This window comes from Pedobacter suwonensis (assembly GCF_044762335.1).
GTDB lineage: Bacteria > Bacteroidota > Bacteroidia > Sphingobacteriales > Sphingobacteriaceae > Pedobacter.
Map to the genome: position 1 here is coordinate 68032 of NZ_JBIWEB010000010.1, position 12603 is coordinate 80634.

A 12603-nucleotide genomic window follows, 5' to 3' on the forward strand; every position below is an offset into this window, starting at 1 on the left:
CCTGTTTCATTTTATTGGAAAATATCGGAGAGCTTAATCTTATAAAATCTCTTAGTCAACACAACTATAATCGCAAAGGAATTTGTTTCCTCTTTGCCTGATTGGATTGAAATCAGAACACCAAAAAACATTTCATTTCAAAATTCCCCGGATCTCGACGCTGGTGAAGCAAGCGCTATTGCATTAGCAACAGAATCAGGATGTTCTCTTCTCATTTTAGATGATAATAAGGGAAGCAAAGCAGCCGAAAGGTTACAGCTTCTTTATACGGGTACATCAGGCATAATTTTAAAGGCAAAAAATGTTGGTTTGATTACTTCAGTAAAACCTATCTTTCAAAAAATACAACTGACAAATTTTAGATTTTCTTAAAAGGTGCTAAATGAAATATTTGCACTCGCTAATGAATAGTATTATGACTATTGTAATAAAAAACCCATCTTTGCGCAAAATGCAGGTTGTTCTATCGCTGTTCCGAATAAAATCGGAAGAGAGGAAAGTCCGGGCAACGCAGGGCATCCCGCTTTCTAACGGAAAGGGGTTCAGGAATGAAAACCTGGACCACGGATTAGTGCAACAGAAAATATACCGTCCCGGTTTTACATCGGGATAAGGGTGAAAACGTGCGGTAAGAGCGCACGAGCATTGCAGGCGACTGCAGTGGTTTGTAAACCCCGGGAGTTGAAAGACCAAATAGGCTAACATCCTGACTTACCGTCGGGATAAAGGGCTGCCCGTCCGATGTTAGTGGGTAGGTCGTTAGAGATAAACGGCAACGTTTATAGTAGATAAATGATAGAAATCCTGAGCAATCAGGAGACAGAACCCGGCTTATAGACCTGCATTTTTTTACTCACTTAATAAAATGCGCTTGGCTTCGCCAAGTTTAGCGTCTTCCGACTCACCTAATACAGGAAACTTCAAATCGAGGCTTTTTAATTTGTCTTCAATAATTTCGCTAATTGCCAGCCTGGCGAACCATTTTTTATCAGCAGGAATAATGTGCCAGGGCGATTCCGGTGTGCTAGTTTCGTTAATTGCCTGTTCGTAGGCATTCATATATTGATCCCATAATGCCCTTTCTTCAATGTCTCCTGAAGAAAATTTCCAGTTTTTGGTGGGGTCATCAATACGTTCTAAAAAGCGTTTTTTTTGCTCATCCCGGCTTACATTTAAAAAAAACTTTAAAACAACTGTTCCATTGGCTGATAAATGTTCTTCGAAATTTTTAATGCTCTTGTAACGCTGTTGCCAGAAATTTTTGCTGATCTTTTTAACATCACTAAGGCCTGGTATATTTTCGTTTAAAATATATTCGGGATGCACCTTGCAAACCAATACATTTTCATAGTGGGAACGGTTATGGATCCCGATTCGTCCACGTTCAGGCAGCGCCTTATAATGTCGCCACAGAAAATCGTGCTCATATTCTTTTTGCGTAGGCGTTTTAAAGCTATAAACCTGGCATCCCTGTGGGTTTAACCCGCTCATTACATGCTCAATGGCACTATCTTTACCGGCAGCATCCATAGCCTGGAAAATAATCAGTACCGCATGTTTCGCGGAGGCATACAATTTTTCCTGTAAATGACTCAGCGATATTTTCGAATTTACCAGGGCATCTTTCGCTTTTTCTTTGTTATAACCGCCTGTAAAATCAGTTTTATGGTTTTTTAAGGAAAATTTCTTATCTCCCTGTACAATTAAGCCTTTAAATTCATTTTTCATCATTATATTATTTCCGGGTAAACCGATTCGTCGATAATTTAAATATAGAACTAAAAAATAAGTAAATTAAATCCGTTAATTTGCATACAGAGTTTTTTATATTTAGCGCCACAGCTTTTACCTTAAGATTATCTTATCCAATATGTTTAAAGAGATAAAAAACAAGTACTTACGTTATTTTGCCCTATTTTTATTTTTTATAATAATTTTCTTTTCCGCTTTGCAATTAAACTTTTTGTGGTTGTTTGGCTATTCTCCGAGTGTTCGGGATATTAAAGCACCTACGCTACGTGTGGGTTCTGAACTTTACACTGCAGACGGCAAACTGATTGGAAGATACTTTAAAGAGAACAGAACGCCTGTAAATTACAATGATATTGCACCGAGTGTAATACATGCCCTGGTGGCTACCGAGGATGTACGCTTTTACAAACATTGGGGTATTGATGTGCAAGCCGTGGGGCGGGCAGTTGCTGGCTTAGGGAAAGATGGCGGTGCCAGTACCATTACCCAGCAATTGGCCAAAAACCTCTACCGCACGCGTTACAATAAATCGCAGGGATTATTGATTAAGATACCTTTGGTGAGAACCTTGATTGTAAAGTTAAAGGAATGGATGACGGCGGTAAAATTAGAAGCCAACTATTCTAAAAATGATATCATTACCATGTATCTGAATACCGTTTCTTTCGGTAACAATGCTTACGGCATAAAAACGGCCAGTAGGATTTACTTTGATAAAGAAACCAAAGACCTGGCCACTACAGATGCAGCGATGCTTGTAGGGATGTTAAAAGGAACTACCTTATATAATCCAACCAAAAATCCTGAAAAAGCTTTGGAAAGAAGAAATGTAGTGTTGGCACAAATGAACAAGTACAACTACCTTAGCAAAGATAGTTTGACCCAATTATCAAAGGAGCCTGTTAAATTAAAGGAAGGTAAAATGCAGGATGGCAGCGACGGCGATTCTTATCTGAGGGCAGCTGTGGCGAAATATTTAGAGAAATGGTGTAATGATAACGGTTACGACCTGTATGAGGATGGGTTAAAAATTTACACAACTATCGATTCAAAACTGCAGAAATATGCTGAAGAAGCTGTTGCCGATCAGATGAGAATTTTGCAGCGCAGGTTTTACAGCGTTTGGGGCAATGAAGATCCATGGTACGATTCGGAAAAACACAAAGTTGATTATCCGGATAGAGCAATGAAAAACCTGCCGATTTATGCACTTTTGCAAAAAAAGTTCCCCAACCATCCAGATTCTGTTACTGCCTATTTCAATAAAAAGAAAAGGATGCAGGTTTTTACCTATAAAGGCGACCGTGATACTTTGTTCTCTACTCTGGATTCGATCCGTTATTACGGAAAAATCATGAATACCGGAATGATGACCATGGAGCCTGCAAGTGGAAAAATTAAAGTTTGGGTTGGCGGTATCGATCACAAATTCTTCAAATACGATCATGTTAATCAGGCTAAACGCCAGGCAGGTTCTACCTTTAAGCCATTCGCTTATTTAACAGCTTTAGAACAAGGGATGAGTCCTTGCGATAAATTTACCGATAAACCGGTTAAAATTGCCTATCAGGACAAAGGTGAAACTAAATATTGGGAACCGAAAAATGCCGATTATAGTGTTTCTTATCGTGAAATGAGTTTGCGCTGGGCAATGGCTAAATCGGTAAATACCATTACTGCACAGGTAACCGAAAAGGTGGGTTGGGATAATGTAGTTAAGTATGCACATGAATGCGGGATTGACAGCCATTTGGAGTCCGTACCTTCCGTAAGTTTAGGTTCGAATGATGTTACCGTTTACGAAATGGTAAAGGCTTATGCTACCTTTATGAATAAGGGAATTAAAACAGATCCCATTTTAGTGGAAAAAATTACCGATCAGGATAATAACCTAATTGACGAGTTTAAGCCTAAAACAAAAAGGGTTCTGTCAGAAGAAATTGCCTGGTTAATGACCTATATGTTCCGTGGTGGTATGGAAGAACCTGAAGGTACCTCACAGGCATTGTGGGAATGGCCAGACTTGTTCAGAAAAAATAATCAGATTGGCGGTAAAACAGGTACCTCATCCGATTATGTAGATGCCTGGTACATGGGCTTAACCAAAGATTTGGTAACCGGGGTTTGGGTGGGTTGCGACGAAAGAACCGCACACTTCAAAAATGGTGAACAGGGAGAAGGATCAAGAACGGCACTACCTATTTTTGCCAAGTTTATGGAAAAGGTATACCTCGATCCAAATTCAGGTTATACTTATGGCCCTTTTCCAAAAGCTACCGTTGATATTACCCGTACTTACAATTGTCCTAGTCCGAGAGTTGTTAGGGATACTACATCAACCGATAGTGTAGCTGTTGATTCTACTGATTTTACCGTCCCTACCGAATTGCCGGTTACTACTGAGCCGGTAAACAATGAACCTGAAGTTAAAAAAGAAGAAAAGAAGACAGATCCTGTTCAAAATCCCGTTACTCCTACCGTTCCACTTACCAGAAAAGAAGAACGTGAATTGAGAAGAAAACAACGTCAGGAAGAGAAGGAGAAAAAGAAAAACGAAGAAACTAATCAGCAATAGTTTTTTGGACAGGAATAACAAAATAGTTTACCATACGTGTAAAATAGCGAGTATGATTTTAAAAAAGTGTTAAATTTTTAATACTCTTTTAAACAATTATTACTTTTATTTCCAGAACTTTTTACCATTTCATTTTCATAATTTTTTGAACAAACATCACTAAAACCACATATATGAAAATAGGCTCTACTTTATTTAGGCGATATTCTCCTTTGTTGCTCCTGCTTATTCTTTCTTTTTCAGTTAAGGCCCAATACTTTGGACAAAATAAGGTTAGATATAAAAAACTCGACTTCAAGGTTTTACAAACGCCTCATTTTGAGATCTATTATTATATCAAGAATGATAAACTTTTAAAACGTTTTTCGCAGGAAGCCGAAACCTGGTACAAAATGCACCAGGAAGTTTTTAGAGATACTTTTCTTAAGAAAAATCCTATCATTCTATATAACAACCATCCCGATTTCCAGCAAACAACGGTACTTAACGGAGAAATTGGAATCGGTACCGGTGGGGTTACCGAGGCATTAAAAAACCGTGTAATTATGCCTGTTATGGAGTTGAATAGCCAAACCAGACACGTTTTAGGCCATGAGCTGGTTCATGCTTTTCAATACCATTTGCTGTTAGAGAAAGATTCGATCAGTTTAGAGAATGTCGGACAAACGCCACTATGGATGGTTGAAGGGATGGCCGAGTATTTATCCATCGGAAAAAAAGATGCATTTACTTCCATGTGGATGCGCGATGCCATGTTAAACCGTGATATACCTTCGTTAAAAGATTTAACCAATTCCAATAAATATTTTCCTTACCGTTATGGCCAGGCATTTTGGACTTACATCGGTTCCCAATATGGCGATACCACCATTGTTCCGCTATTTAAGAATACGGCAAAATATGGTTATGAAAATGCCATAAGATATACCTTCGGCTATGATGATAAAACATTATCGGGTTTATGGAAAAATTCCATTGATGCACATTATAAGCCGATGTTGAAAGCAGATAGTTCGCAGATTAAAATTACCGGTACAAAAATTATCGACAATAAAAATGCCGGTAATATGAACGTCGCCCCTGCCCTAAGTCCGGATGGAAAATATTTGGCATTTATGTCTGAGAAAGATCTTTTTGGTATAGATTTATTTCTCGCCGATGCCAAAACCGGCAAGATTATCAGAAAACTCAGCAGCCAGATCTCCAATGGGCATATTGATGATTTCAATTTTATAGAATCTGCTGGTGCATGGTCGCCGGATAGCAAACAATTTGCCTTTAGCATTTTTAGTCATGGTAAAAACCAGATGATGATTATTGATGTTTCGAACGGATCTACCATATCTCAAACGGCCATGGGGCAGGTACAACAGTTTGGTAATTTAACCTGGTCACCCAATGGAAAAGATATTGCTTTTTCAGGCATGGTTGAAGGTCAAAGTGATATCTTTTCTTATAATCTGGATACCAAAGCAGTAACCCAGATTACCAACGACGTTTATTCTGATTACGCCCCAAATTACTCGCCCGACGGTAAAAAACTGGTGTTTTCATCTGATAGAGCAGCCATTCAGGCCAATACAATTAATGCCGTGCTGCCTATAAACCTTGCTGTTTATGATATTGCTACTAAAACGGTAAGTAATTTAGATGTTTTCCCTGGAGCGAACAACCTGAATGCCCAGTTCTCATCAAATAGCCAAAATATCTATTTTTTATCAAATAGAGATGGGTTTAGGAATTTGTATAAATACAACTTTGCTGATCATTCGGTTGATCAGTTAACCGATTATTTTACTGGAATTAGCGGGATTACTGAATTTTCTCCTGCCATCTCGGTTTCGGCAACCGATGATATTGTTTATAGTTATTATCGCTACCAGCGTTATACCCTTTATAATGCTAAACTAAGCAGCTTTACAGCGAAAAGAATTGGTAATCACGAAGAAAATTTTGATGCTGCCATTCTTCCTCCAATGGAAAACATTGGCGTAAATATCATCAATTCTAATTTAAATAATTTCGACCGTTTTGAAAAAATAGTTGCCGATTCCATGAAAACGGTACCTTATAAACCAAAATTCAGGTTAGATTATTTGGCAAATAGCGGTGTAGGTGTTTCAACCAGTCGTTTTGGAACCGGCGTTGCTGGCGGAATTGTAGGCATGTTCAGCGATATTCTGGGTACCAATCAAATTATTGCCAATATTTCTGTAAATGGTGAAATTTACGATGCTGGTGGATTAGTTGGTTACATTAATCAGAAAAGCAGGATAAACTGGGGGGCAGCCGTTTCGCATATCCCTTACGTATCTGGTTTTAGGTCTTATGGCTATCAAAACATACCTACAGGAGATAATACTACCATTAATGCACTGGCAGACAGGACAGATATTATCAGGACCTTCGAAGATCAGTTTCAGGTTTTTGGGGCTTATCCATTTAGTAAAATACATCGTTTTGAGTTAGGGGGCTCATTTTCGCATTATGGCTATAGGATTGATCGATATAGCAATTACTATAACGCTGACGGGTACTACATTGGTTCAGATCGGAGCCGGATTTCTAACGATGTAGCTTCTAATGATTATGGAATTCCATTTAATTCTTTTACACTGTATCAATTAAATGCCGGATTTGTAGGCGATAATTCAATATTCGGTCTTACCGGTCCGCTTGATGGTTTCAGGTACCGTGTAAGCGGCGAAAAATATTTAGGCACTTACAACTTCGCCGGTGTAACAGCAGATCTCCGTAAATACTGGAGGGCTAAGCCGGTAACATTTGCGGTAAGAAGTTATAATACCTTAAGAATTGGTAAAGATGCAGACAGGCTTTACCCAATGTATGTCGGTTATCCCTATCTGATCAGGGGGTATGAATCAAACTCCATTTACAAAAGCACTTCTGCACAGTCTTCAGAATCTTTTGATATTAACCAGTTAACAGGAAGTAAAATAGCTGTTTTTAATTTCGAAGTACGACTGCCATTTACAGGGCCTAAAAAATTAACAGCTATACCTTCTAAATTTTTATTCTCAGATTTGAATTTATTTTTTGATGCAGGATTGGCCTGGACGAATGATACCCAGGTAAAATTTAAAGGTGAACCAACTTATACAACTCAACCTGTTTTGGACGCAAATAAAAAACCGGTTGTTGATGAAAAGGGAAATCCGGTTACCTATCAGGCTACAACAGAGCGTGTGCCGGCAATGAGTGTCGGTATATCTCTGAGGGTTAATGTTTTCGGCTATTTTGTACTCGAACCTTATTACGCGATCCCTTTTCAAAGAAAAGATGTTAAAACCGGAGTATTCGGTTTAACGTTTGCGCCAGGTTGGTAAATTGAGTTAAGAGATCGATTTAATAATCGAATCAGTTAATCATCTGTTAGCCTTTGGATTATAAATATTAATTTTAGCTTGAATGATCTGGATGACCAATCCTGATCATTCAAGCATTTTTATATATTTATAGATCATGATTCATATTCAATCGGCAAGCGTTAAAGCTTAAATCTGGCTAAGAGAGACTTGTAAATGAGAGTTTAACTTGATTGTTGATATTGCGGTGTAGCAGGATATTTTCGAAATCAAGGCCAATCGTTAAATCAATCCAATCTGGATTACAGGATCTTACCAAACGTTCTTTTTGCATACGTGTAAATCGGCTAATTGATTTAAAGCGTACCAAAGCCTGTGCTTCAGTTTTAAATTCCTCAAAATAAACCAAACGGGTTAATTGCTGACCGTTATCAAAAAATAAGTTCGGCATCTGTTTATAGAAATCAAGGGTTTTGATCAGATCTGAACTCATGCCTACGTGCATGCTTGTACGGTTTCTGTCGGTAACGATATAAACAAATTTTTTCATGATCTTATGTTTAAAATTTAAAACTAAACTATTTAGTATACTTTCTTGCAAATCAAAATAATATTACTAACTTTATGAGCATAAAATTACTAACTATTTTAGTAATTCCAAATTTATTTTAAAATTTATTTTTATGTCAAATATTTCAAATAATTTAAAGTACCTCAGGAAGAAAAAAGGTCATACACAGCAAAATTTCGCTGATATTATGGAAATCAAGCGTTCGCTTATCGGGGCTTACGAGGAAGACCGGGCGGAACCTAAATATGATTTGCTAAAAAAAATAGCTGAATACTTTGATCTGACCATTGATGAATTCATTAATGAAAAAATATCTGACAGCTGGAAACCCAAGCCAAAAAGCCAGGGATCTAACCTTCGGGTGCTAAGCATTTCTGTAGATCAGAACGACCGCGAAAACATCGAATTGGTTCCGGTTAAAGCAAGTGCCGGTTATTTGAACGGATTCTCAGATCCGCAATACATTAGCGATTTGCCTAAATTTCAACTTCCATTGCCTGCGTTAAGACAAGGTACTTTCAGGGCTTTTGAAATCATGGGCGATAGTATGTTACCGGTACAACCGGGAAGCATCATTATTGGCGAGTACCTCGATAACTGGAATGAAGTAAAAACCGGTGAAACCTATATTGTGATCAGTAAAAATGAAGGCGTGGTATATAAAAGAGCGGGTAACCGTTTCAGGGAAAATAAGGATTTGAAACTGATATCAGATAATAAAGTATATGATCCTTACACCATTGCTGCAGATGATATTCTGGAAATATGGAAAGCCAAGGCATATATATCTACATCATTGCCCGAGCCTGCCCCAGATCCAACAATGGAAACACTTACACAAATGATGGCGCAGATGCAGAAATCAATTTCTCAATTGAATAAGAATTAACATTTTTTTAACAAGTGCCAATTAAACTGTTTGTAATTTTTTAAATCTATTGAGTTAAGAACACATAAAAAAACATAACATGAAAAAGGCAATTTTAACAGTGGCAATTGCGGTAATGGGTTTAACCGCTGCATTTGCGCAAGACACAACAAAACACGCAAGACGGGCAATGCCTAAAATGACGGCTGAACAAAGAGCAGAAAAGATGACCTCAAGATTGGAAAAACAGCTTAGCTTGACCGCTGACCAAAAAAGTAAGATTTATGCTATTGAGTTGGAAAATGCAAAGAAATTGGAAGCCTGGAGATCTGCTGATAAAGGCGATATGAAAGGCAAGATGAAAGAACGTAAAGCAGCAATGGATGAGCAAAAATCCAAAATAGATGCTGTTTTAACTGCTGATCAGAAAACTAAAATGGATGCTTTCCGTGCAGAGGCGAAAGAACGAGTTGAGAAAATGAGAAAAAGCATGGGTACAAGAGGAAAAAGAGATAAAGAACCTGTCGTTTCCAATCCTCCTGCTCAAGGGTAAATAGTAAAGCAGTAATTAATTATATTTGGAAAGCGTTTCGATTATTCGGGACGCTTTTTTTACTTTTGGGCGATGCGTAAAGTTGAACAGTTTATTAGCGGTAAGCTTCAGGAACGGAAAGATAACCTTTCGATCAGGAATTTATCGATAAACATCCCTCTTGTTGATTTTTGTTCCAACGATTATCTAGGTTTTGCAAGATCTGGTGAATTAAAGGATAGGATGAATACTACCCTCGCCTCCATGCCACATCACCTGAACGGCGCTGGTGGTTCAAGATTATTAAGCGGAAATACCAGGTTTACCGAAGAGACAGAGCAGTTCATCGCCGATTTTCATCAGGCCGAAAGCGGATTGATTTTTAATTCAGGGTATGATGCCAACGTAGGGCTGTTATCCAGTGTACCACAACGTGGCGATACTATAATTACAGATGAACTGATTCATGCAAGTGTCATCGATGGCTGTAGGTTAAGCCATGCTACACGATTTAAATTTTATCATAACGATATAAACGATCTGGAAAGCAAACTGAAACTGGCAAAAGGAAACATATTCGTTGTGGTAGAAAGCGTTTATTCTATGGACGGGGATATAGCCCCGTTACCAGCCATATCAAATCTTTGTGAGCGGTACGATGCTAATCTGATTGTAGATGAAGCCCACGCCACCGGTATTTTTGGCGCAAAAGGTCAGGGATTAATCAATCACTTTAATTTAACTGACGGGGTATTTGCGCGTATTGTAACATTCGGTAAAGCATTGGGGGTACACGGAGCGGTCGTTTTAGGAAGTAAAAACCTTCGCCACTATCTTATTAATTTTGCCAGATCATTCATTTACACTACAGCTGCACCCATTCATAATATCGTTTCGGTTAACTGCGCATATCAATATTTGTGTGAAATCGATCATCAGTTAATTCATCAAAAAATTACCGTATTCAGAAAAGCATTAAAAGAACATCATATTAAAGCACTTGATAGCGAAAGCATCATCCAGGGAGTTTTATTTTCATCAAATGAAGCAACCAAAAAAGCCGCCGCCAGCTTACAAGGCAAAGGCTTTGATGTAAGGGCTATATTGAGTCCTACAGTAGCGCCAGGTAAAGAAAGGCTCCGGATCTGCCTTCATACGTATAATACCGACGAAGAAATTAAGTTACTGGTTAATCACCTCAAAGAATTAAATTAAATGAATAAATATTTTATTACCGGTATTGGGACAGGTATTGGAAAAACATTGGTTAGTGCTATTTTGACTGAAAAATTAAAAGCCGATTATTGGAAACCCATTCAATCGGGAGATTTGGAAACCAGCGATAGCATAACAATAAATAGTTTAGTGAGTAATAGCCGTACCGTTATACATCCCGAAAGCTACAGATTAACACAGCCGCTATCACCACATTTATCCGCCAGATTAGATGGTATTGAAATAGACCTTAATCAAATTCATCTTCCTGAAACGAACAACAACTTAATTATTGAGGGTGCTGGCGGATTAATGGTACCTTTAAACGAAACAGAGCTGATTGTAGACCTGATCAAAAAACTGGGAGTAGAAGTAATATTGGTTTCACAAAATTATCTGGGCAGTATTAACCACACCTTACTATCGGTCAATTTACTCAGGCAATACGAAATTCCTGTTAAAGGAATCATTTTTAATGGTACTGAGAATGAAGAAACCGAAAGATATATCCTTCAATATACCAAAATAAAAAAGCTAGGTTACATACCCGGCTTACATAAGATTGATAAAGCACATATTGCTTCAGTCGGAGAAAATATAGTGATTTAATGATCAGCATTGGCCGAGATCGAACAGATTTCGACCAATAAACGTTTTTAATCTGCTATTAATCAGTAATCCCAACAAGCAATTATTTTGCCTGCACTAAAATATCCGGATAATCAGAAATAATGCCGTCTACCTGTAAAGCCTTTAGTTTCTGAATATCGGCCAGGGTATTTGCCGTCCATGGAATGATTTTGACACCATCTGCATGTGCCTTTTTAACCAGTTCTTCGTTTACCATTTGCCATAGCGGACTTAATATAAATGGCTTAAATCCCAGGTCGGCAATATTTTCTTCATATGTTTTTTTATTGGCTACCAAAAAAGAAGTTTTTATTTTTGGGTATTTCTCATGGATAATCTGAATTGTTCTTTTATCAAAAGATTGTATTACCACGAAATCTGAAATTTTTTTCTTGATGATTACATCCATCAAAAGCTTGACAAATTTATCCGGATTTGGATTGGTGACCCCATCACCACCTTCGCTGCACTTCGTTTCGATGTTATAGAAAAACTGTTTGCGTTTGTTATGTTTAATATCGCTTTGTACGGCGTCAATCAAATCAGAAAGTAAAGGTAGATGTGTCTTTATTTTCTGCTGTTGCGGGAATTGCGCAAAATATTTAGTGCCCAGGTCAAACTGTTTAATATCGGCATAGTCCATTCCAAAAATAGGATATTTCCTGGCATCCGTTGCGGGAATATCTTTTCCATCAGGTGTAAGCATAAAAGCCGGGCTCAGGTAATCATCGTGTGTAACCACCACCTTATCATCTTTGGAAATATGTGTATCCATTTCCAAAGTGGTAATGCCATCAATTTTCATTGCATTTAACATCGCCTCAATGCTGTTCTCTGGCATTAAACCCCGTCCACCCCGGTGTGCTTCGGCACTGAATGTCGGAAATTTAACTTCCTGGCCTTGCGATTTTACGGCCAATGAAGCCAGAAGAATAATTACTGCTGTTTTTTTAAGGTTCATATCAAAAAAGGAATTTTAAAAGGTCTTAGTAAGTTAATTAACTGTTGGATGTTAACATCCAACAGCACGATAATTAATTTTTTTTGTGGCGTCAGATGTTTTCCATCTGATGCGTTTGATAAGATTAACTAACTTCCAGTTAATTTTTAGTGGCGTCAGATGGTAACATCTGA

The 12603-nt window shown here is 38.0% G+C and carries 10 protein-coding genes and 1 other RNA gene; 8 read left to right on the top strand and 3 right to left on the bottom strand.

What is annotated here, in order from left to right; all coding sequences use genetic code 11:
- Nucleotides 1-93: 93 nt before the first annotated feature.
- Together ACIQXP_RS16200 and rnpB are read left to right on the top strand one after the other, a co-directional pair.
- The gene (locus tag ACIQXP_RS16200; protein ID WP_387506016.1) at nt 94-372 is read left to right on the top strand and encodes a PIN domain-containing protein; all 279 of its coding nucleotides are present in this window, start codon (nt 94-96) and stop codon (nt 370-372) included.
- Nucleotides 373-450: 78 nt separating this feature from the next.
- An RNA gene (gene rnpB, locus ACIQXP_RS16205) (RNase P RNA component class A) lies at nt 451-850 on the top strand.
- Here rnpB and ACIQXP_RS16210 read toward each other — a convergent pair.
- Nucleotides 850-1731: a polyphosphate kinase 2 family protein gene (locus ACIQXP_RS16210; protein WP_387506015.1), complete on the bottom strand. Its 882-nt coding sequence runs from the start codon at nt 1729-1731 to the stop codon at nt 850-852. The genes rnpB and ACIQXP_RS16210 overlap by 1 nt on opposite strands.
- Nucleotides 1732-1870: 139 nt before the next feature.
- Here ACIQXP_RS16210 and ACIQXP_RS16215 point away from each other — a divergent pair, with 139 nt between their 5' ends.
- Entirely contained in the window at nt 1871-4327 is a 2457-nt protein-coding gene (locus ACIQXP_RS16215) for a transglycosylase domain-containing protein (protein WP_293742220.1), read from the top strand.
- A gap of 173 nt (nt 4328-4500) precedes the next feature.
- Nucleotides 4501-7674 (top strand): peptidase MA family metallohydrolase, encoded by a 3174-nt coding sequence (locus ACIQXP_RS16220; protein ID WP_387506014.1) that lies wholly within the window; start codon nt 4501-4503, stop codon nt 7672-7674.
- Between the two features lie 178 nt (nt 7675-7852).
- On the opposite strand, the gene ACIQXP_RS16225 is transcribed toward ACIQXP_RS16220, so the two are convergent.
- Nucleotides 7853-8203 carry a GIY-YIG nuclease family protein gene (locus tag ACIQXP_RS16225; RefSeq protein ID WP_090496344.1) on the bottom strand — a complete coding sequence of 117 codons (351 nt, stop codon included), beginning with the start codon at nt 8201-8203 and terminating at the stop codon, nt 7853-7855.
- Nucleotides 8204-8336: 133 nt separating this feature from the next.
- On the opposite strand from ACIQXP_RS16225, the gene ACIQXP_RS16230 reads away from it, so the two are divergent.
- From ACIQXP_RS16230 to bioD, 4 genes are all read left to right on the top strand, one after another.
- On the top strand, nt 8337-9113 hold the full coding sequence (locus tag ACIQXP_RS16230) for an XRE family transcriptional regulator (protein ID WP_145854326.1): 777 nt from the start codon (nt 8337-8339) through the stop codon (nt 9111-9113).
- A 79-nt stretch (nt 9114-9192) separates the two neighbouring features.
- Nucleotides 9193-9645 carry a hypothetical protein gene (locus ACIQXP_RS16235; RefSeq protein WP_387506013.1) on the top strand — a complete coding sequence of 151 codons (453 nt, stop codon included), beginning with the start codon at nt 9193-9195 and terminating at the stop codon, nt 9643-9645.
- Between the two features lie 72 nt (nt 9646-9717).
- Entirely contained in the window at nt 9718-10839 is a 1122-nt protein-coding gene (locus tag ACIQXP_RS16240; RefSeq protein ID WP_293742217.1) for an aminotransferase class I/II-fold pyridoxal phosphate-dependent enzyme, read from the top strand.
- On the top strand, nt 10840-11448 hold the full coding sequence (bioD, locus tag ACIQXP_RS16245; protein ID WP_293742216.1) for a dethiobiotin synthase: 609 nt from the start codon (nt 10840-10842) through the stop codon (nt 11446-11448).
- 82 nt (nt 11449-11530) lie between these two features.
- Here bioD and ACIQXP_RS16250 read toward each other — a convergent pair whose 3' ends face one another.
- Nucleotides 11531-12430 (bottom strand): glycerophosphodiester phosphodiesterase family protein, encoded by a 900-nt coding sequence (locus ACIQXP_RS16250; protein ID WP_387506012.1) that lies wholly within the window; start codon nt 12428-12430, stop codon nt 11531-11533.
- Nucleotides 12431-12603: the final 173 nt, after the last annotated feature.